The sequence below is a fragment of the Herbaspirillum sp. Her2 genome (genome assembly GCF_057961375.1).
This window is the reverse complement of record NZ_CM176331.1, coordinates 3167954-3189359: the sequence shown is the minus strand read 5'-3', so window position 1 is coordinate 3189359 and position 21406 is coordinate 3167954. Positions and strand designations below refer to the sequence as shown.

The window sequence follows — 21406 nt, the reverse complement described above, 5'->3', positions numbered from 1 at the left end:
GCGTTGTGTCTACAGTCTGCGTTTCAATCGCGATTCAAGCGTGTTCATCGTTTTTTTGATTTTTCATTTTCGTTGGGAGCGTCATCATGAGTCCGCAAGAAACCCAAGCCCTTCAGGATTTTCTCCAGCAACTCACGCAGGTGCAGGGCATCAGCAAGGATGCCCAGGCCGATGCCATGATCCAGGCGGCGGTGGCGCGTCAGCCGGATGCGGCGTATCTGCTGGTGCAACGGGCCTTGTTGATGGAGCAGGCCCTCAACGCGACCAAGGCCCAGGTGGCCGCCCTGCAGAATCAGGTGCAGTCGTTGCAGGCCAATGCCGCAGGCGGCGCGCGGAGTTCTGGCTTTCTCGATGGCAACGCCTGGGGCAACGCGCCCGCGGCAGCCTCGGCACGTCCGCAGCCTGCGGCCCCGGCTTATATGCCGGCCCCTGCACAGCCTTATCCCGCACCCCAGCAGGCCGTGCCTGCCTATCAGGCAGCTCCGGCGGCAGGGCCTTCGTCCGGGTTCTTTGGCGGCGGCATGGGCAGCATGCTGGGCACGGTGGCGGCGACCGCAGCGGGCGTGGCCGGTGGCGCCTTCCTGTATCAAGGCATCGAGCACCTCTTCAATGGCAACAGCGGATCGGGACTGGCGCACCAGAACGGCTTGAGCGCGCCGGTGGAGAATATCGAGAACACTACCGTCAACAACTATTACGGCAATGATGGGGATCGCAAATCGGATTTCGCCAGCAATGACAGTGGCAGCGACTCCGGTAGCAGCAGCGATCTTGCCGATCTGAGCAATTTCGATGTGGATGACGGCGGGGGATACGACGATACCCTGGTGTAAGCCGCAATCCCCCTCTGAGAAGCCTGCGCGAGCAGGCTTTTTTTACGCCCCGCTTTTCCGTAGGCGCATTCCCGCGTCGTGGGTATGTCCTGATCTCGCTTGACTTCAAGCAGTACGCTACCTATGATGCGCATACATCGATGCATATGCATTGTTTGTGCGATCCCCGGCGCGGCCTCGTTGACGCCGGATTGTCATCCCTCGCCAACCGGATTCCCCATGAGCAAGGACATCTGCACCTGCGCCCCCCTGCGTCGTCTCACCCGCAGGATCACCATCATCTATGACCATCACCTGCAGGACAGCGAACTGAGCATCACGCAGTATTCGTTGTTGAGCCGCATTGGCCGCAAGGGACCGATCGCCAACATCGTGCTGGCGCAGGACATGGGCATGGACCGCAGCACCCTGAGCCGCACCCTGAAACCCCTGGTGGCCGCCGGCTGGATCGAGACCGTCGACCTGCCCGACGATGCCCTGCTGGACAAGCGCTCCTTCGCCCTGCAACTCTCCCGCTCCGGCCGCGCCAAGCTGGAGGAAGCCCGGCCGCGCTGGCGGCGTGCCCAGGACGAGATCGACCGCCGTCTCGGTCCCAAGCTCGCGCGCGAATTCAATGACCTCATCGAAGACGCCTATGCCCGCCTGCAGGACGCGTGACGCGCCAGCAGGCCCGGTTTGAAGCTGCAATGAACCTTGCTTCACCCGACGATTCGCTCCCACCCATCCAACAAGCTCGCACTACCCTCCCGACAGGATCGCCATGAACAAACTGACCCAATCGCTGGCCAACGCCGTCACGCCCCGCTTCCACTATGCCTGGGTGGTGGTGGGCGTGATTTTCCTCGTGCTGCTGTGTTCGGCCGGCATCCGCGCCACGCCTTCGGTGATGATCCTGCCGCTGGAGCAGGAGTTCGGCTGGAACCGCTCCACCATCTCGGTGGTGATCTCGGTCAACATCGCCTTGTATGGCCTGATCGGCCCGTTCTCGGCGGCAGCCATGCAACGCTTCGGCATCCGCCGCGTGGTGCTGGGGGCGCTGGTGCTGCTGGCCAGCGGCACGGCCCTCTCGACCCTCATGCACATGCCCTGGCACATGCTGCTGTCGTGGGGTTTGCTGGTCGGTGCCGGTACCGGCGTGGCGGCCAACACCCTGGGGGCCACCATCGTCAGCCGCTGGTTCGAGACCCGGCGCGGCCTGGCCATGGGCTTGCTCACCGCCAGTGCGGCCACCGGGCAGATGGTGTTCCTGCCGCTGATGGCCTCCATGGTCGGCAGCTACGGCTGGCGCTCGGTGGCTTTCCTGGTGTCGGCGGTGGCACTGCTGGCCATTCCGCTGGTGTGGCTGCTGCTGCCGGAAGGCCCGGCGGCCATCGGCCAGAAGATGCTCGGCCAGACCAGCGAGACCGCCGATGATGGCCGCTCCAGGCGCAATCCGCTGGCCATCGCCTTCGATGCGTTGCGCACGTCGGTGCGCATGCCGGACTTCTGGCTGCTGTTCATGAGCTTCTTCGTCTGCGGGCTCTCCACCAATGGCTACATCGGCACGCAGTTCATCGCCATGTGCAATGACTACGGCATCAATGAAGTCAAAGGCGCTTCCATCCTGGCGGCCATGGGCATGCTGGACCTGGTCGGTACCACGCTCTCGGGCTGGCTCTCGGACCGCTACAACCCGCGCGTGCTGCTGTTCTGGTATTACGGCTTGCGCGGGCTGGCGCTGATCTTCCTGCCGTACGCATTTGGCTTGCAGTATTACGGGCTGGCCATCTTCGCCATCTTCTATGGCCTGGACTGGATCGCCACCGTGCCGCCGACCGTGCGCCTGGCCAATGACGTCTTCGGCCGCCTGGCCGCGCCCATCGTGTTCGGCTGGATCGTGGCCGGGCACCAGCTCGGGGCCGCTACTGCCACCACGGTGGCCGGCTACATGCGGGCGACGCTGGGCAACTACACGCTGTCGTCGATCATGATGGGCGTGGCCTGTCTGATCGGCGCGGTGCTGGTGTTGCGCATCAAGGGACATCAGGGAGCGCAGCCGCAACCTGCCAGCGCGTAAATCATTTCACCTGTGTCTTTTGGAGAAGGCCAGCTTTCTTGTGGAAGCTGGCCTTTTTTTCCTATATCGGGCATTTGGGACAATCGCGGAGACCGTCGGCAGCATGCCAGAATGCGCTCTTTCGCCAGCCGGGGCGCTGGCCCATTTTCCTCGCTCGATGATGAACAAGACTCTCCGGCTACTCCTGCCGCGCCGTCTGGCGCGGCTGCCTCTTCAGCTCGCGCTGCTCGCTTGCACGCTCTCCCTGATGCGTGGCGTGCAGGCCGCCGAAGCCCTCATGCCCGCCGTCGAAGACAAGACCCCGCTGCTGATGCCGCCGCAAGCCGCCGCACGGCCCGCCTACCTGGCACGTGCGCAGCGCCGCTTCGAGCAGGGCAGCCAGGGCAACCAGATCATCGGGCAGCTGCAGGGCGGACTGTTCTGTACCCGCAGGAACGAGATCGTCTGGAACCAGAACAGTGCCGAAGTGATGTTGCCGACCAATGCGCTGTTCCTGCGCTTTCGCAGCGAGCTGCAGCAGCATGGCTATCCGGTGCCGGCGTCCCCGGCCGAACCGCTGTTCCGGGAACAAGACGCTGCCCAGGAACGCGCCCGGCCAGCCGACTTCAACCTCCAGGTAGGCGTGGTCATCAGCCAGTTTCAGACCAATCTCTGCGCCAAGGGCGGCGACAGCTGGACCGGCGAGGCCTATCTCCGCCTGGAATGGCAGGTGTTCGCGCCGGAGCAGCGCAAGGTGATCTATCGCGGCATGAGCGAAGGCGTATTCCGTTCGCGTGAGCGCAGTCTTGATGGCAGCGTGCCGCCGATTCCGATGGAAGCCTTCGGCGCGGCGGTCCGCAATCTGCTGGCCGATCCGCGCTTTGCGCTGGCGCTGCAATCGCCCTATGACAGCGTGGCCGCGGCTGCAATTGGCAGTGCCGGCAGCGACGTTGCGCGCGCACCGGAGGCCATGCCGGCGGGCAGCCCGCTGGCCATCGACAACCAGCCCGCCGAACGGGGCAATGGCGAAATTGCCAGGGTGATGCCGGAGTTGCGTTCGGCGGTGGTCACGGTGCTGACCGAGCGCGGCTCCGGTACCGGTTTCTACATCGGCAGTTCCGGCTGGCTGCTGACCAACCAGCATGTGATCGGGCAGGCGCGCGCGGTGCGGGTGCGCCTGCCGACCGGAAGAGAACTGCTTGCTGAAGTCGTGCGGGTGGATGCGGCGCGTGACATCGCGCTGCTCAAGACCGAAGCGCCGGGTGTGCGGCCAATGCCGCTGCGCATGGGCGAGCCGGGCATCGGCGATGATGTGTATGCGCTGGGTTCACCGCTGGGCGATGCCTTCAATACCACGCTCACGCGCGGCATCCTCAGTGGCGTGCGCAAGGTGCGCGATCTGGATTTCCTGCAGAGCGATGTGGCGATCCTGCCGGGTAGCAGCGGCGGTCCCTTGCTGGACAAGTCCGGCCAGGTGATCGGCATCACCGTGGCCGGGCTGGGGGCCAAGGGACTGGCCGGGATGAACTTCTTCATCCCGGTCGGCAGTGCCATCGAGCGCCTGCAATTGCAGTTGCAGAACCGCGATCAGCGCAAGCCCTGATCCGCTCTGCTGCTGCACGCAGCGGGCAGCAGCGTTCAATCCCACTGCGGCGCAAATCCCGGATTGGCAAGCCGCTCGCCACGGTCGAGCGCAGCGATGGCCTGCATCTCCGCCTCGGAGAGTGTCAACCGTTGCGCCTGCAGATTGGCGGCCAGGTTCTCGCGTCGGGTCGAGGAGGGGATCACCGCAAAGCCCTGCTGCAGCGACCAGGCCAGCGCCACTTGTGCGGCCGACACTCCATGGCGGGCGGCGATCTCCAGCAGCGTCGCGTCCTCCATCACCTTGCCATACGCCAGCGGCATGTAGGCTGTCAGGTGGATGCCCTTGGCACGGGCAAAATCGATCACCTTGCGGTTCTGCAGGAAGGGATGGATCTCGACCTGATTGGTGGCAATGGCTTCCGCACCGACGGCGGCGATGGCCTGCTCCATGTGCGCGATGGTGAAGTTGGAAATGCCGATCAGGCGCGTGAGCCCCTGTGCCTTGGCCTCCGCCAGTGCCTGCAGGTAGTCGGCCACCGGCAGTTCATCCTGGGGGGAAGGCCAGTGGATCAGCGTCAGGTCGACCTGATTGAGGCGCAGCTTGTGCAGGCTTTCCTTGAGGCTGGGGAGGAGCTTGTCGCGGGCAAGGTTCTCGGTCCAGATCTTGGTGGTCACGAAGAGATCATCGCGGGCCACGCCGCTCTCGGCGATGGCTTGGCCGACTTCGGCTTCGTTGCCGTAGATCTGCGCGGTATCGATGTGGCGATAGCCGAGGTCCAGGCCGTTGCGGATCGAATCGATGACCTGCTGGTCCTTGAGACGGAAGGTGCCCAGGCCCAGGGTGGGGAGGGTGGAGGTGTGCATGACTTGTCCTTTGCGTTGATGATGATGCCCGGCAGGCCAGTGCTGCCGGGGCGATCAGGATCAGAGCGATTGAGTATCGGACAATTCCTTTGTCGCTTGAAGTGCCGCACGGACAAATCATTGTTGAATTCAAGTCAATAATGCATGCGCGGCATTTGCCGGTCTGCCTCGCACTTCCCGGCGACGGGTGAGGCGATGCGCATCGTTCCCTGCGTTCTGCCGAGACGGTATCCGAGGCAACTGCCAAACCCGACGCACAGCTTGTCACATTGGTAACGCTACCAGCCGCAATGCTAGAATGCCGCCATGTCCGAAAAGCGTATGCCTCCTCCAGATTCTCCGATGCAAATCACCAGTGCCGAGCGCGACGACGACAGCGCCGAACCGCGCCGCCGTGCTGCCCGCAAGAGCGCCGGTGGCATCACGCTGCGCGACGTGGCGCAGCTGGCGGGCGTGGCACCGATCACTGCATCGCGTGCGCTCAATACACCGTCGGCAGTCTCGCCCAAGGTCTTGCAGAAGGTGCGTGAGGCGGTCGAGAAAACCGGTTACGTGCCCAACCTGCTGGCCGGCGGACTGGCCTCCAACAAGAGCCGGCTGGTGGCGGTGGTGGTGCCGACCGTCATCGGTCCGGTGTTCCAGGAAATCGTCCATACCCTGACCGAAACGCTGGCTGCGGCCGGCTACCAGGTCATGCTGGGCCAGAGCGGCTACGAGAATTCGCGCGAAGATGCGCTGCTGGAAGCCATCATCGGGCGCCGTCCCGATGGCGTGGTGCTGACCGGCATCATGCGTTCGGCAGAAGCGCGCAAGCGGCTGCTGGCCAGCGGTATCCCGGTGGTGGAAACCTGGGACCTGACCCCGACTCCCATCGACATGCTGGTGGGTTTCTCGCACGAAGCCATCGGCCGTGAGGTGGCGCGCTACCTGCATGCGCGCGGACGCCGCAAGGTGGCCGTGGTGGGCGGACGCGATGAGCGCAGCCAGCGGCGCATGAATGCCTTCGCGCAGGAGTGCGCGGCGCTGGGCATGCAGCAGGGCAGGGGAGAGGTTCCCATGTATCACGTCGTCGCCCCGACGACGCTGGGGCAAGGCCGCCAAGGCTTGGCCGAACTGCTGCAGGCGCAGCCTGATCTGGATGCCATCTTCTGCAGCTCCGACCTGCTGGCGCTGGGCGTGATGATCGAAGCGCAGAGCCGCGGCATCGCCATTCCCGGCCAACTGGCCGTGGTCGGTTTCGGCGATCTGGAATTCTCGCGCGACCTGCAGCCGCGTCTGACCACGGTGCGCATCGATGGCACCGGCATCGGGCAGCGCGCCGCGCGCTTCATCATCGAGCGCGCCTCGGGCAGCGAGGTCAGCGAGCGTATTGTCGATGTCGGCTTCTCCATCATCGCGCGCGACAGCGCCTGAGTTTTCGCCGAAGCGCCTCATCCTTCCTGATGTGCTGATGCCTTGAGGCAATCAACACTTCCCCATTGACAGTCAAAATTGGTACCGCTACCATGCATTCAATTCAAATTTGGTACCGCTACCAATTTGCAGTCTGATCGTTTCCGTTTCCGGAGAAAACCCGCCATGACCCAGAACCCAGCTTCCGCATCGTCCCCGACATCGTCGCCATCCCAGCACAAGGGCGCGCCGCGCGTGACCGGCATGCGCGTCATCCCGGTGGCCGGGCATGACAGCATGCTCTTGAACCTCTCGGGGGCGCATGGTCCGTATTTCACGCGCAATATCGTCATCCTCACCGACAGTGCCGGCAATACCGGCGTGGGCGAAGTGCCGGGCGGGGAGGGTATCCGCCAGACGCTCGACGATGCGCGCTCGCTGGTGGTGGGCCAGTCCATCGGCAATGTGCAGGCCATCCTCAATCGTGCGCGTACCGCCTTCGCCGACCGCGATGTGGGTGGACGCGGCCTGCAGACCTTTGACCTGCGCATCGCCATCCATGCCGTGACCGCGCTGGAGGCGGCCCTGCTGGACCTGCTGGGCAAGTTCCTCGACGTGCCGGTGGCGGCCTTGCTGGGCGAGGGCCAGCAGCGCGATGAGGTGGAGATGCTGGGGTATCTGTTCTACGTGGCCGATCGCCGCAAGACTGACCTGCCGTATCTGGCCGCGGCGGATGCGGACGATGACTGGCTGCGCCTGCGCCACGAAGCCGCGCTCACGCCGGAGGCGGTGGTGCGCCTGGCCGAGGCGGCCTATGCGCGCTACGGTTTCAATGACTTCAAGCTCAAGGGTGGCGTGATGCGTGGCGAGGAGGAGATCGCCGCCGTCAGCGCCCTGGCCGAGCGTTTCCCCAAGGCACGCATCACGCTCGATCCGAATGGCGGCTGGCTGCTCAAGGATGCCATTCGCCTGTGCCGCGACCAGCATGATGTACTGGCCTATGCGGAAGATCCCTGTGGTGCTGAAGACGGCTACTCGGGCCGCGAGGTGATGGCAGAATTCCGCCGTGCTACCGGCCTGCAGACCGCTACCAACATGGTAGCGACCGATTGGCGCCAGATGGGGCATGCGATCTCGCTGCAATCGGTGGATATCCCGCTGGCCGATCCGCATTTCTGGACCATGCAGGGCTCGGTGCGTGTCGCGCAGATGTGCCATGAATGGGGCCTGACCTGGGGTTCGCATTCGAACAACCACTTCGATATTTCCCTGGCCATGTTCACTCACGTGGCCGCGGCCGCACCCGGCAAGATCACCGCCATCGATACCCACTGGATCTGGCAGGACGGCCAGCGTCTCACGCGTGAACCGCTGCAGATCGTGGGCGGCAAGGTCAAGGTGCCGGCCAAGCCGGGGCTGGGCGTGGAGCTGGATATGGAGCAGGTCGAGGCGGCGCACCAGACCTACCGCAACATGGGGCTGGGCGCGCGCGATGACGCGGTGGCCATGCAATACCTGATCCCTGGCTGGAAATTCGATCCCAAGAAACCTTGCCTGGTGCGTTGAGCAAGGGTCTTCATCTGTTTTGACGAGGCTGCGAGAAGAGCGCGATCGACGCGTCGGCGGCCTGCACTTTCTTTCATCAACCGGCAGTACGGGCTCAACCGAGGAGACAACCCGTGAATCCATCCCAGTCCTCCCCCGCAGCGAACCAGGTCCTCACCTCGGCGGTGAGCAAGATCAAGTGGCGCATCCTGCCGCTGTTCGTGGCCATGTTCATCATCAACTACATCGACCGCGTCAACATCGGTTTCGTGCGCAGTCATCTCGCGACCGATCTCGGCATCGGCGCAGCGGCCTTTGGCCTGGGCGCGGGGCTGTTCTTCGTCGGCTATGCCATCTTCGAAGTCCCTTCCAACATGCTGCTGCAACGCTACGGGGCTCGCGCCTGGCTCACGCGCATCATGTTCACCTGGGGCCTGGTGGCGGCTTGCATGGCCTTCGTGCACAGCGAGACCAGCTTTTATTTCATGCGCTTTTTGCTGGGCGTGACCGAGGCCGGTTTCTTTCCGGGCGTGGTGTATTACTTCACGCAATGGCTGCCCAACCATGAGCGTGGCCGGGCGATGGCGGTGTTCCTGTCGGGGTCGGCAATTGCTTCGATTCTCTCCGGTCCGATCACCGGTGCGCTGCTGCTGATTGAAGGTGGCGGACTGCATGGCTGGCAATGGATGTTCATCATCGAGGGCGGTGCGTCGATGCTGTTCTGCGTGGTGGTGTGGAAGGTGCTGGACTCCACGCCGCGCGATGCCAAGTGGCTCTCGCCGGAACAACGCGAGGCGCTGGCTACGGTCATCGCGGCCGAACAGGAGCAGCGTGCCGCCAATCGTCCAGCGCACGTTTCGGCGCTGACCTTGTTGCGTGATCCGCAGATCGTGCTGTTCTGCCTGATCTATTTCGCCATCCAGCTGACCATCTATGGCGCCACCTTCTGGCTGCCGACCATCATCAAGAAGATGGGCCACTTCAATGATTTCCAGGTCGGCCTGTTCAACTCGATTCCGTGGATCGTGGCGATTGCGGCGATGTATGTCTTTGCCGTGCTGGCCGCGCGCTACAAGAAGCCGCAGTTCTGGGTGGCGACCACACTGGTGATTTCGGCCATCGGCATGGCGGTCTCGGCTTCGGCCGGTCCCGTGATCGGCTTCGTGGCGGTGTGCTTTGCGGGCATCGGTTTCAAGGCGGCTTCGTCCTTGTTCTGGCCCATTCCGCAGGCTTATCTGGACGCGCGCATTGCGGCAGCGGTGCTGGCGCTGATCAATTCGCTGGGTAACCTGGGCGGCTTCTTCGCACCGGCTACCTTCGGCTACCTGGAGCAGAAGACCGGTTCCATTCAGGGCGGACTGTACGCATTGTCGGGGGCCTCGCTTGTGGCGGCGGTGCTGGTATTTCTGGCACGGACCCGGCCGTCGGTGCAGGACGGCGGCGGCTCGGCTGAAGGCCGCACAGAACCGGTGGCCAAGCACGCGGTGTGAGCACGGCGCGCGATTGATTTCTCCGAGGTCTTCCTCGTTTGCGTCCGCCCGCCCGTGATCTCACGGTGCGCCGGGCGCATTTTTACGCGGGTGGAGCGCGCCGGTTTTGTCCAAGCAGAGGGGCCGGCCACACGCCTATAATGGCAGCCTGCACACCGCCATCACGGCGGAACAGTCGCCGCCTCCCAGGCGGCGAGACATCAAGGCAGCCCGTCCATGGACACCCTCTACCACCTGATCGAGCAATACGGTCTGATCCTCGTTTTCGTCAACGTGCTGGTCGAGCAACTGGGCGCGCCGGTGCCGGCCTATCCCACGCTGATCATCACCGGTGCGCTCTCGGCGACCGGACGCTACTCGCCGGCGCTGTTGCTGTTGCTGGCGGTGAGTGCGGCACTCAGTGCCGACTATTGCTGGTATCTCGCCGGCCGCCGCTACGGCCGCCAGATCATGTCGCGCCTGTGCCGTATTTCGCTCTCGCCGGACTCCTGTGTGCGCCAGACCGAATCGATCTACCTGCGCTGGGGCGCGCGTTCGCTCTTGCTGGCCAAGTTCATTCCGGGCTTCGCCTCGATTGCCAGTGCGCTCTCCGGCACCATGGGCACGCGCCGCATCAGCTTCCTGCTGTGGGATGCGGCGGGCAGCGCCCTGTGGGCGGGACTGGGGATTTTCCTCGGTTCGCTCTTCAGCTCGGCCGTGGATGACCTGCTCAATGTGCTGGCGCAATTGGGCCATTACGGCATGCTCCTGATCGCCGTGGCGCTGGCGGCCTTCGTGGCCAACAAATGGTGGCAGCGCCGGCGTTTCCGCAAGTCGCTGGAGATGGCGCGTATTTCAGTGGATGAATTGAATACCATGCTCGAAGAGGGCAATGCGCCCACCATCATCGATGTGCGTTCGCCGATGTCGCAGCAGGATGGCCGCATTCCAGGTGCGGTCACCATTTCCAACCAGGAGATCCAGACCTTTGTCTTCGATGGTCCCGTCGAGGGTGAGGTGGTGGTGTATTGCGCCTGTCCCAACGAGGCCTCGGCGGCCATGGTGGCGCGCCAGCTGATGCGGCGCGGCTATACGCGCGTGCGGCCGCTCACGGGCGGCATCGATGCCTGGCGCGCCGCAGGTTACGCCATCGATGTCTGAATCGCGGTGCCCTGGCGGATGGTCTTGGTGACCGGGGTCTTTTCGCAGATCTCGGCCAGGCGCGTGAGCTGTTCTTGCGACAGGGCATTGCCGAAGCTGATCTTGCGGGTGATGGTTTCCAGGCCGCTGTCGTCGCGGCCGAAGTGGGCGTCCACCGAGATGCTGCCCAGATCCCAGCCCTTGCGGTCGGCGTACATGCGCAACGTGAGCGAGGTGCAGGAGGCCAGCGCGGCCAGCAGCAATTCATAGGGGGCCGGACCGGTGTCCTTGCCGCCATTGCTTTCCGGTTCGTCGGACTTGAGCTGGTGGATGCGCGCCTTGATGTCCTGGGCGTAGCCGGCGGCGTTGTGCAGGGTGACGTGGGCCATGCGGGTCTCCATTCGGTGAGGTGAGGGGATGGGCGATTGTGGCACAGGCCGGCTGCGCGATCTTGTATTTTCCTGCGCGAAGCATCCGTCCCAAGACGATATACGGACGAAAAAAAACCACGCTCGCGCGTGGTTTTTTCTTGCCGGGAGGCTGGGTGATCAAGCGAAGTTCTTGGCCACGAAGTCCCAGTTGATGATGCCCCAGTAGTTCTCGACGTACTTGGCGCGTGCATTGCGGTAGTCGATGTAATACGCGTGTTCCCACACGTCCACGGTCAGCAGCGGCTTGCTGTCAGTGGTCAGCGGGGTGCCGGCGCCGGTGGTGTTGACGATGTCCAGGGAACCGTCAGCCTTCTTGACCAGCCAGGTCCAGCCAGAACCGAAGTTGGCCAGGCCTTGCTTGGTGAACTCGGCCTTGAAGGCGTCGAAGGAACCCCACTTGGCATTGATGGCGTCAGCCAGCGCGCCGCTCGGAGCGCCTTGGCCCTTCGGGGTCAGGCCGTTCCAGTAGAAGGTGTGGTTCCACACCTGGGCAGCGTTGTTGAAGATGCCGCCGGAGGATTTCTTGATGATCTCTTCCAGGGACAGGTGTTCGAATTCGGTACCCGGGATCAGGTTGTTCAGGTTGGTCACATAGGTCTGATGGTGCTTGCCATAGTGATATTCCAGGGTTTCCTTGGAAATCGTGGGCGCCAGCGCGTCCAGATCGTAAGGCAGTGCCGGAAGGGTATGTGCCATGATGAATCCTTTCAGTCTTGTTGGTTTGCTACGAAGGGGTCTTTTCCGAACCTGCGATTCTAAAGCGGAAGACAATTCTTTGCACTCGGTCAAATCTGGCGCGCGTCAGTTGCGCATCGGCCTCCAGTGCGGCAATGCGAATGGTTCCCAATGGGAGACGCTGGTCGCCAGCGCAGGCAAGACCGTAGATGCCAGTCCCCGCAAGACGTTCCAGCTCATCCGCGCACTGGCTTCCGATGGTCCCACCCGTAATACGGCGCGCTGCGCTGTATTGCGCCGGAAAATGCTTATGCCAAAAAAGTCTGCCACAGCTGTCAAGCAGGGCGACAGCATTGCCTCAATCCAGCCGTGGCTGTACGCTGGCAATGCCGACCTCGGCACTGCCTTCGGCCAGGCGGATGGTGACCTCACTGCGCGCGGCCAGCTCGGCCGGGGCGTGCAATACACGGCCCTGGCGATCGCTGACGATGGCGTAGCCGCGCTCCAGCGTGCGCTGCGGATTGAGTAGTTCGAGCTGCGTACTCAGCCCCGCCAGCGCCTGCCGCTGGCGCAACTGCCGTGCGGCCTGCGCTCCTTGCAGGCGTCGCGTCAGGTCCAGCAGGTCGCGCCGGGCGTGGGCAGTGTCGGGAATCTGGTGCGACAGATGGGTGGCGAGTTGCTGCAGGCGATGGCGCATGCGGGTCAGCGGCACGCGGGTGGCGTGGGCGAGCCGGGTTTGCAGCGCGGCCAGTTTGACGCGCTCATGCTGTATATACGCACTCGGGTTGACCAGGCGGCGCGAGAGCCAGTCCACGGTCTGCGCTTTTTCGGTCAGGTTGCGGCGCAGGGCGCGCGTGAGGTCATTGGCGTGGCCGCGCAGTTCAGCCAGCCAGTCCTCGCGGGCGGTGGCGGCCAGCTCGGCGGCCGCCGTGGGGGTGGGAGCACGCAGGTCGGCGGCGAAGTCTGCGATGGTGAAATCGGTTTCATGGCCGACACCGGAAATCACCGGCATGCTGGTCTCCACGATGGCGCGCGCCACCACTTCTTCATTGAAGGACCACAGGTCCTCGATGCTGCCGCCGCCACGGCACACCAGCAGCACATCGCATTCGGCGCGCGCGGAGGCGATACGGATGGCATTGGCGATGCGCTGGGCCGAGCCTTCGCCCTGCACGGGCGTGGGGTAGAGAATCACTTCCACATGCGGGGCGCGGCGGCGCAGGGTGGTCAGCACATCGCGCAAGGCGGCGGCCTGCGGGCTGGTGACGATGCCGATGCGGCGCGGGAAGCCCGGCAGGGGGCGCTTGCGGTCGCGGTCGAACAGGCCTTCGCGTTCCAGCCTTTCCTTCAGTTGCACGAACGCGGCGTAGAGGTCGCCCACGCCGGAGCGGCGGATGGCTTCCACGTTGAGCTGGTAATCGCCGCGCGGCGCGTAGAGCGTCACCAGGGTGCGCACTTCGACCTTGTCGCCTTCGCGCGGCATGAAGCCGGCGTATTGCGCGCGGCCCTTGAACATGACCGCACGCACCTGGGCCCCGTCATCCTTGAGGTTGAAATACCAGTGGCCGGAGGCGGCTCGGGTGAAATTGGAAATCTCGCCCTTGACCCAGATCAGCGGGAAATTGCGCTCCAGCATGCGTGCCACCGCCTGGTTCAGGCCGGAGACGGTCAGGATGGGCGGGCCGCCGTCGGTAGTGGCGGCGGCCGGCATGGCCTCCGGACGCGGGCGGGCAGCGGGGAAGGGCGGGAACTTGTCGGCAGGCATGGGACGCAGGGACTCCAGGGGCGATACAATGCCGCATTGTAAAGCCAAGCCGGCTGCGCTTGCCGAGCCGCGCGCAACCGGCTACATTCTGCACCGCAGAAACGGGCGTGCCGGAGAGGACCGCCGGCTGCACCAGATTCACCGCTCATCCGCATTTCTTAGGAGTACGTTTTGCTCGCCATCATCCTCGCCGCCGGCTGGCCGATCTGGCCTTTGCTGATCGCTTCCATCATCGGCCTGGCGCTGGTCATCGAAAGACTGGCCTACCTGCGCCGCGCGCGCATCCTGCCGCCGGACCTGCTGGGCGAAGTGGTCCGGGTCTACCAGAGCGGACGCGTCAACGAGGACGTCATCGACAAGCTGGAACAGAATTCCCCGCTGGGCCAAGTACTGGCCGCCGGACTGCGCAACGTCGATGCCCCGCGCGAAGTGATGAAGGAAGCCATCGAAGAGGCCGGCCAGGCCGCCGCGCATCGTCTGGAACGCTTCCTGACCACGCTGGGCACGATCGCTTCGCTGGCGCCGCTCATGGGCCTCTTTGGTACGGTGGTCGGGATGATCGAGATCTTTGCCTCGCAGAATGCGGCCGGAACCAATCCGGCGCAGCTGGCGCACGGTATCTCCATTGCGCTCTACAACACGGGTTTCGGCCTGGCCATTGCCATGCCGGCGCTGGTGTTCTATCGCCACTTCCGCGCCCAGGTCGATGGCTTCGTGGTCGACATGGAGCAGCAGGCCGTCAAGTTCGTGGACATCGTCCACGATGTACGCCGCTGATCTTGGACGACGGAGAACCGCATGAACTTCCGCAAGGGCCGTCCCCGCGAAGACCTGGAGATCAACCTGATCCCCTTCATCGACGTGCTGCTGGTGATCGTGATCTTCCTGATGGTGACCACCACCTACAGCAAGTTCACCGCCCTGCAGGTCACGTTGCCCACGGCCGATGCCCAGAAGGCGCTGGAACAGCCCTTCGAGATCAACATCGCCATCGACGCCAATGGCCGCTACGCCATCAACAACAAGCGCATCGCCGCGCGGGATGCGCAGGGGCTGTCGGAAGAGATGCAGGCTGCGGTGCGCAGCAGCGGCAGCAAGGCTGATCCGGTCATCATCATCAATGCCGACGCGCTGGCCACGCACCAGACCGTGGTCAACGTGATGGAGGCGGCACGCATGGCGGGTTATCCCAAGCTGACCTTCGCGGCGCAGTCGAGCAGCAAGTAGCCGGCCGCGACCCGCACTGAAAATTTGCCAATAGCTTCATGTCATCCAGCAGCGATGGCGCGCCGGCCAGGTCCCGCCTGGCCCGCGTTTTTTTTATTCACTGGAACCCGAAAATGGCCGAATCCAGGCCCACTGCCGAAGCCATCCTGACCCGCGCCTGGCAACAGCGCGGTCCGCTGGCCTGCCTGCTGTGGCCGCTGTCGCTGCTCTTCGGCGCACTGGCGGCGCTGCGCCGCGCGCTCTTCGCGCTGGGCATCAAGCGCGCCGAACGGCTGCCGGTGCCGGTGATCGTGGTGGGCAACGTCTTCGTCGGCGGCACCGGCAAGACCCCGTTTGCGATCTGGCTCATCGAGGCCTTGCGTGCGGCTGGCCTGCGTCCGGGCGTGATTTCGCGCGGCTATGGCGGCGGTGCCGGGCAGACGCTGGAGGTCACGGCCGATGCGGCGGCGGCCCAGGTGGGGGACGAACCCTTGCTGATCGTCCAGCGCACCGGCGTGCCGCTGGTGGTCGGACGGCGCCGGGCCGAGGCCGGGCGCGCCTTGCTGGCGACGCATCCCGAGGTGGATGTGATCATTTCCGACGATGGCTTGCAGCATTACGCGCTGGCGCGTGACATCGAGATCGTGCTGTCCGATGCGCGCGGTGTCGGCAACGGCTGGCTGCTGCCGGCCGGACCGCTGCGGGAGCCGGCTTCGCGCCGACGGGATTTTTCTGTGGTCAATGTCGGCGCGCAGGGCAGCGCATCCGGCGGCGCGCATGCCATGCGGCTGCAGGCGGACCAGGCCGTGCAACTGGCCCCGCCCGCTGCGCACAAGCCGCTGGACCGGATGGGCGAGGGTGGCGTGAGGCTGGCGGCGGTGGCGGGGATTGGCAATCCCGGGCGGTTTTTTGCGACGCTGGAAGCGGCGGGTCTGTCCTTTGCGCGCCATCCCTTGCCCGACCATTTTGATTTCGCCATCGATCCTTTTGCAGGCCTTGCGGCCGATGTCATCCTGATCACGGAAAAGGATGCAGTAAAATGCAGGGCTATCGAGGCCATCCGAAACGACCCGCGCATCTGGGTCGTGCCTGTCTCGGCGCGCATTGACGGCGCGCTGGCTGAACATATAGTGGAGAAACTCCGTGAACGCCCGACTGCTTGATATCCTGGTTTGCCCCATCTGCAAGGGCCCGCTGGACTATGACAAAAAAGCCCAGGAACTGATCTGCAAGGCAGACAAGCTGGCTTATCCCATCCGCGATGGCATCCCCATCATGTGGGCCGATGAAGCGCGCGAACTGACGGCTGTGCCGGCAGCGCCTGCGGCCTGACGCGAGTCCCCGGTCTCTTGATTCCTGATTTCTGCCTTCCTGCTGCGGTTGATTCCATGACCTTTACCGTCATCATCCCTGCGCGCCTGGCTTCCACGCGCCTGCCCAACAAGCCGCTGGCCGACCTCGGCGGCAAGCCCATGATCGTGCGCGTGGCCGAGCGGGCCGCGCTGTCCGGGGCCACCCGCATCATCGTGGCCACCGACCACCACGACATCCACGCCGCCTGCGAGCAGCATGGCATCGAAGTGGCCATGACCCGCGCCGATCACCCCTCCGGCACCGACCGCATCGCCGAAGTGGCCGCCGCGCTGGGGCTCACCGAGGATGAGGTGGTGGTCAACGTGCAGGGCGATGAACCCCTGATCGATCCGGGCCTGATTGCTGCCACCGCCGCCCACATCAAGGACGGCGTACCCATGGCCACGGCCGCGCACGCCATCGGGACTGCCGAGGATGCCTTCAATCCCAACGTGGTCAAGGTAGTGCTCAACAAGGACGGCTGCGCCATGTATTTCTCGCGCGCCACGATTCCGTGGCATCGCGATGCCTTTGCCAGGTCGCGTGAGTCGCTGCCCGACGCCAGCGGTCCCGATCACGCCAATGAATACGTGCCGCTGCGCCATATCGGCCTGTATGCCTACAGCAACCGTTTCCTGCAGCTCTACCCGACCCTGGCCCCGGCCCCGCTGGAACGCATCGAGGCGCTGGAGCAATTGCGCGTGCTGTGGCATGGCCACGCCATTGCCGTGCACGTGACCTCGATGGTGCCCGAAGCCGGGGTGGATACCCCCGAAGACCTGTTGCGCGTGCGCAAGCATTTCGAGGCGCCGCCGGACAGCCCGCTGGTGCAGACCATCTCCGCGCTCTGATCTTTCGTCGGCGTGGCAGGCATGATCCGCCGCAAGGCGGTGCGGATCGGCTTGCTGTAAGTTCCATGTCAAGCTGACGCGACACAATCAGAGTCCGGAGACTGCTTAAAAATCAGGCGTTTGTCATGGTTCGGTAAGATTTTGTGGTAAGTTTCGTCCCAGAGCTGATGCAAACGGCGCGCAAACAAGCTGCATAACCGTCCAGATGGTAGCGATCCTCTGCCATCACGTCGCAAAAGAATTCAAGCATTCATATTCAGAAACCCTCAATTTAGGAAACGACATGCGCCTCATCCTTTTAGGAGCGCCTGGTGCCGGTAAAGGCACGCAAGCCACTTTTATCAAGGAAAAATTCAACATTCCGCAGATCTCCACCGGCGACATGCTGCGCGCGGCCGTGGCTGCGGGCACCGAGCTTGGCATCGCTGCCAAGAAGGTGATGGATGCGGGCGGTCTGGTTTCCGACGACATCATCATTGGCCTGGTCAAGGATCGCCTGCAGCAGGCTGACTGTGCCAATGGCTACCTCTTCGACGGCTTCCCGCGCACCACGCGCCAGGCCGATGCGATGAAGGAAGCCGGCGTGGCCATCGACTACGTGCTGGAAATCGACGTGCCCGACAGCGCCATCGTCGAGCGCATGAGCGGCCGCCGCGTGCACCCGGGTTCGGGCCGCACCTATCACGTCAAGTTCAACCCGCCCAAGGTAGAAGGCAAGGATGACCTGACCGGCGAGGCGCTGATCCAGCGTGACGACGACAAGGAAGAAACCGTCAAGAAGCGTCTGGCCGTGTATCACGAGCAGACTGAAGTGCTGGTGGGCTACTACGGTGATTGGGCCAAGTCGGGCCAGCCGGGTGCGCCGAAGTATCGCAAGATCGCCGGCGTCGGTCCGGTGGAAGAAATCAGGGATCGTGCATTTGCCGCCCTGGCGGAGTAAAGTGAAGCGGACTTCGGTCCGCTTTTTTTATGCTGTCGCGCTGGAGGCCATTGGCTCGACAGTCAGCAAAAACTAAGTAAACCGATCACCGGCAGTGACGCCCGCCCGAGGGCGTGGCACCGGCGGCCCGGCAAGGCACAACAACTCCAATAAAAAAGGGCGACGCAATTTGCAGGCGCAGTATCGGCCGCGACGAACCGGAACAGCAGCACCCGGACGGCGCGGCGGATGTTCGTGATTGTTGATGAGTCGTGATAACAAAGGAGACGATGATGGCACTTGCCCTGTGGTTTGCCATTGCCTGCGGCATGGTCGCGGTGATCTATGGCCTGGTTTCTCGGAGCTGGATTCTCAAGCAGGACCCCGGCAACCCCCGCATGCAGGAAATCGCCCTGGCCATTCAGCAGGGCGCGGCGGCCTATCTGGCGCGGCAGTACCGCACCATCGCCATGGTGGGGGTAGTGCTGCTGATCCTCATTGCGCTCATTCCCGGTTTGGGATGGCTGACCGCCATCGGCTTCCTGCTGGGGGCGGTGCTGTCCGGCGCCTGCGGTTTCATCGGGATGAACGTGTCCGTGCGTGCCAATGTGCGTACTGCACAGGCTGCCACGCGCGGCATGAACGAGGCGCTGGGCGTGGCGTTCCGGGGCGGGGCGATCACCGGGATGCTGGTGGTGGGGCTGGGATTGCTGGGGGTATCGCTGTTCTTCTGGATCCTCTATGTCTATGGACAGGGGCGCGCCGCCAGCCTGCACGATGCCATCCAGCCCTTGATCGGACTGGCTTTCGGGGCATCCCTCATCTCTATCTTTGCGCGGCTGGGCGGGGGCATCTTCACCAAGGGCGCGGACGTCGGGGCCGACCTGGTGGGCAAGGTCGAGGCCGGCATTCCCGAGGATGATCCGCGCAATCCTGCGGTCATCGCCGACAACGTCGGGGACAACGTGGGCGATTGCGCCGGCATGGCCGCCGACCTGTTCGAGACCTATGTCGTCACGCTGGTGGCGACCATGCTCCTGGGCAGCCTCATGCTCAAGGGTCTGGAAACCTTGGCGGTGCTCTATCCGCTGGCGCTGGGCGGGGTGTCGATCCTGGCTTCCATCGTCGGTTGCGCGATGGTCAAGGCGCAGCCGGGCAAGAAGATCATGTCGGCGCTCTATACCGGCCTGTGGTGGTCGGCCGGCCTGTCGCTGGTCGGCTTTGCGGCGGTCACCTGGCTGCTGTTGCCGCCTGAACTGCGCGTGCCGCTGATGGGCGCGGCCGTGGTGGGCATCGTGCTCACCGGTCTCATGGTCTATATCACCGAGTACTACACCGGCACCGACTTCAAGCCGGTGCGCCATATCGCCGAAGCCTCCACCACCGGGCATGGCACCAATATCATCGCCGGTCTCGGGGTGTCGATGAAGTCCACCGCCTATCCCGTGCTGGCGGTGTGCGCGGCGATCCTGGCGTCGTACTGGCTGGCAGGCTTGTACGGCATTGCGATTGCGGCGACTTCCATGCTGTCCATGGCCGGTATCGTGGTGGCGCTGGATGCCTATGGGCCCATCACCGACAACGCGGGCGGTATCGCAGAGATGTCGGGTTTGCCCGATTCGGTGCGCGCCATCACCGATCCGCTCGATGCCGTGGGCAATACCACCAAGGCGGTCACCAAGGGCTATGCGATCGGCTCGGCAGGACTGGCCGCACTGGTGCTGTTTGCCGATTACACGCATGCGCTGGAGTCCGTGGGCAAGACCGCCAGCTTCGACTTGTCCAGCCCGGCGGTGATCATCGGGCTCTTCATCGGCGGGCTGATTCCTTATCTGTTCGGTGCCATGGCGATGGAAGCGGTGGGACGCGCGGCCGGTGCAGTGGTGGTGGAAGTGCGTCGCCAGTTCCGCGACATCGCCGGCATCATGGACGGCAGCGGGCGTCCCGAATATGACCGCGCGGTGGACATGCTGACCTCGTCGGCCATCCGGGAAATGATCCTGCCGTCGCTGCTGCCGGTGATCGTGCCGATCCTGGTCGGGTTGCTGCTGGGGCCGTCGGCGCTCGGGGGGCTCCTGATGGGGACCATCGTCACCGGGCTCTTCGTGGCCATCTCGATGACCACCGGCGGCGGCGCCTGGGACAACGCCAAGAAATACATCGAGGACGGCCACCATGGCGGCAAGGGATCGGATGCCCACAAGGCCGCCGTCACGGGCGACACCGTGGGCGATCCATACAAGGATACGGCCGGGCCGGCGGTCAATCCGCTCATCAAGATCATCAACATCGTGGCGCTGCTGCTGGTGCCCTTGCTGCCGACGGTGTCCTGACCCGATCTGACTGCAGCCCTGATTGTCGCCGCACGGATAGTCTGCCGTGCGGCGACCTGCGCATAATCCCCGCACCGCGAAGGGAAAGCCTGCATTGCCAGGCTGGCCGATTCGTCAAATAATGCCCCCTGATGTATCCCATCATCATTGGCTCGCCGGCCAGGCCATCCGCCTGGCTGCGCGCAGAGAAAAAACAGGAGACTCCATGCGTATCGAAGGAAATGTATTCATCGTCACCGGCGCAGCATCCGGTCTGGGTGCGGCCACTGCCCGCATGATCGCCGCCGCTGGTGGCAAGCCGGTGCTGGCCGATCTCAACGAGGAGGCTGGCAGTGCGCTGGCCCGCGAACTGGGCGGCGTCTTCGTGCGCTGCGATGTCAGTTCGGAAGACGATGCCCAGGCCGTGGTGCGTGCCGCGCAAGCGGCCGGCAGCCTGCGCGGACTGGTCAATTGCGCCGGCATCGCCCCGGCCGAGAAGCTGGTCGGCAAGAACGGCCCGCACAGCATGGCGCTGTTCATGAAGACGCTCAACATCAACCTGGTCGGCAGCTTCAACATGGCCCGCTTTGCGGCCGATGCCATGGCCAAGACCGAGGCGCAGGAAGAGGGCGAGCGCGGCATCATCATCCACACCGCCTCGGTGGCCGCCTACGATGGCCAGATCGGCCAGACGGCCTATTCGGCTTCCAAGGGGGCCATCGTTGCCATGACCCTGCCGATGGCGCGCGATCTCTCGCGCAGCGGCATCCGCGTCATGACCATCGCCCCGGGTATCTTCGAGACCCCCATGATGCTGGCCATGCCGCAGGAAGTGCGCGATTCGCTGGGGCAGGCCGTCCCTTTCCCGCCGCGCCTGGGCCGTGCCACCGAATATGCACAGCTGGCCCGCACCATCATCGAGAACGTGATGTTGAACGGCGAGACCATCCGCCTCGATGGTGCCATCCGCATGCAGCCCAAATAGACGGCATTTGCCTGCCAATTCTCTTGTCCACGGTGAGGGGGCTACTG

The 21406-nt window shown here is 64.2% G+C and carries 20 protein-coding genes; 16 read left to right on the top strand and 4 right to left on the bottom strand.

The features are described 5' to 3' along the window. The first annotated feature begins 86 nt into the window (after positions 1-86). From ACWHXP_RS14485 to ACWHXP_RS14470, 4 genes are all read left to right on the top strand, one after another. Positions 87-833, top strand: coding sequence for a DUF2076 domain-containing protein (locus tag ACWHXP_RS14485; protein WP_489635706.1), 747 nt, complete (start codon positions 87-89; stop codon positions 831-833). Positions 834-1052: 219 nt separating this feature from the next. After that, a complete protein-coding gene (locus ACWHXP_RS14480) occupies positions 1053-1490 on the top strand; it encodes a MarR family winged helix-turn-helix transcriptional regulator (RefSeq protein ID WP_034339376.1) in 438 nt (145 codons plus the stop codon). Between the two features lie 103 nt (positions 1491-1593). After that, entirely contained in the window at positions 1594-2889 is a 1296-nt protein-coding gene (locus ACWHXP_RS14475) for an MFS transporter (RefSeq protein WP_204725026.1), read from the top strand. 160 nt (positions 2890-3049) lie between these two features. Continuing rightward, the gene (locus tag ACWHXP_RS14470) at positions 3050-4471 is read left to right on the top strand and encodes a S1C family serine protease (protein ID WP_489635707.1); all 1422 of its coding nucleotides are present in this window, start codon (positions 3050-3052) and stop codon (positions 4469-4471) included. 35 nt (positions 4472-4506) lie between these two features. Here the strand turns inward: ACWHXP_RS14470 and dkgB are convergent, their stop codons facing one another. Next, a complete protein-coding gene (gene dkgB, locus ACWHXP_RS14465) occupies positions 4507-5316 on the bottom strand; it encodes a 2,5-didehydrogluconate reductase DkgB (RefSeq protein WP_489635708.1) in 810 nt (269 codons plus the stop codon). 342 nt (positions 5317-5658) lie between these two features. Between dkgB and ACWHXP_RS14460 the strand changes: the two genes are divergently transcribed. The 4 genes from ACWHXP_RS14460 to ACWHXP_RS14445 all read left to right on the top strand — a co-directional run bounded on the left by ACWHXP_RS14460 (position 5659) and on the right by ACWHXP_RS14445 (position 10883). Next, the gene (locus tag ACWHXP_RS14460) at positions 5659-6729 is read left to right on the top strand and encodes a LacI family DNA-binding transcriptional regulator (RefSeq protein ID WP_121044057.1); all 1071 of its coding nucleotides are present in this window, start codon (positions 5659-5661) and stop codon (positions 6727-6729) included. A 165-nt stretch (positions 6730-6894) separates the two neighbouring features. After that, on the top strand, positions 6895-8274 hold the full coding sequence (gene gudD, locus ACWHXP_RS14455; protein ID WP_489635709.1) for a glucarate dehydratase: 1380 nt from the start codon (positions 6895-6897) through the stop codon (positions 8272-8274). A 113-nt stretch (positions 8275-8387) separates the two neighbouring features. Continuing rightward, positions 8388-9743 (top strand): MFS transporter, encoded by a 1356-nt coding sequence (locus ACWHXP_RS14450; RefSeq protein ID WP_489624880.1) that lies wholly within the window; start codon positions 8388-8390, stop codon positions 9741-9743. A gap of 216 nt (positions 9744-9959) precedes the next feature. Beyond that, a complete protein-coding gene (locus ACWHXP_RS14445) occupies positions 9960-10883 on the top strand; it encodes a DedA family protein/thiosulfate sulfurtransferase GlpE (RefSeq protein WP_489635710.1) in 924 nt (307 codons plus the stop codon). On the opposite strand, the gene ACWHXP_RS14440 is transcribed toward ACWHXP_RS14445, so the two are convergent. From ACWHXP_RS14440 to xseA, 3 genes are all read right to left on the bottom strand, one after another. Next, a complete protein-coding gene (locus ACWHXP_RS14440) occupies positions 10865-11251 on the bottom strand; it encodes an OsmC family protein (protein ID WP_088755225.1) in 387 nt (128 codons plus the stop codon). The two genes, ACWHXP_RS14445 and ACWHXP_RS14440, sit on opposite strands and share 19 nt — an antisense overlap. A gap of 159 nt (positions 11252-11410) precedes the next feature. Beyond that, entirely contained in the window at positions 11411-11989 is a 579-nt protein-coding gene (sodB, locus tag ACWHXP_RS14435; RefSeq protein WP_034339352.1) for a superoxide dismutase [Fe], read from the bottom strand. Positions 11990-12326: 337 nt separating this feature from the next. Further along, positions 12327-13679, bottom strand: coding sequence for an exodeoxyribonuclease VII large subunit (gene xseA, locus ACWHXP_RS14430; protein WP_489635854.1), 1353 nt, complete (start codon positions 13677-13679; stop codon positions 12327-12329). 225 nt (positions 13680-13904) lie between these two features. On the opposite strand from xseA, the gene ACWHXP_RS14425 reads away from it, so the two are divergent. From ACWHXP_RS14425 to ACWHXP_RS14390, 8 genes are all read left to right on the top strand, one after another. Then, complete coding sequence (locus ACWHXP_RS14425; protein ID WP_034339345.1) at positions 13905-14510, top strand: MotA/TolQ/ExbB proton channel family protein; 606 nt, start codon at positions 13905-13907, stop codon at positions 14508-14510. 21 nt (positions 14511-14531) lie between these two features. Next, positions 14532-14960, top strand: a complete 429-nt coding sequence (locus ACWHXP_RS14420) for an ExbD/TolR family protein (RefSeq protein ID WP_034339343.1) — start codon at positions 14532-14534, stop codon at positions 14958-14960. 113 nt (positions 14961-15073) lie between these two features. Then, positions 15074-16102 (top strand): tetraacyldisaccharide 4'-kinase, encoded by a 1029-nt coding sequence (gene lpxK / locus ACWHXP_RS14415; protein WP_489635711.1) that lies wholly within the window; start codon positions 15074-15076, stop codon positions 16100-16102. Continuing rightward, the gene (locus ACWHXP_RS14410; protein WP_034339340.1) at positions 16083-16271 is read left to right on the top strand and encodes a Trm112 family protein; all 189 of its coding nucleotides are present in this window, start codon (positions 16083-16085) and stop codon (positions 16269-16271) included. The genes lpxK and ACWHXP_RS14410 overlap by 20 nt, the downstream gene beginning before the upstream one ends. 56 nt (positions 16272-16327) lie before the next feature. Next, positions 16328-17143 (top strand): 3-deoxy-manno-octulosonate cytidylyltransferase, encoded by an 816-nt coding sequence (kdsB, locus tag ACWHXP_RS14405; protein ID WP_134221618.1) that lies wholly within the window; start codon positions 16328-16330, stop codon positions 17141-17143. A 283-nt stretch (positions 17144-17426) separates the two neighbouring features. Then, positions 17427-18083 carry an adenylate kinase gene (gene adk, locus ACWHXP_RS14400; protein ID WP_008326404.1) on the top strand — a complete coding sequence of 219 codons (657 nt, stop codon included), beginning with the start codon at positions 17427-17429 and terminating at the stop codon, positions 18081-18083. 272 nt (positions 18084-18355) lie between these two features. Next, a complete protein-coding gene (locus ACWHXP_RS14395) occupies positions 18356-20395 on the top strand; it encodes a sodium-translocating pyrophosphatase (RefSeq protein WP_489625534.1) in 2040 nt (679 codons plus the stop codon). Between the two features lie 205 nt (positions 20396-20600). Further along, positions 20601-21359 (top strand): SDR family NAD(P)-dependent oxidoreductase, encoded by a 759-nt coding sequence (locus tag ACWHXP_RS14390; RefSeq protein ID WP_259434349.1) that lies wholly within the window; start codon positions 20601-20603, stop codon positions 21357-21359. Positions 21360-21406: the final 47 nt, after the last annotated feature.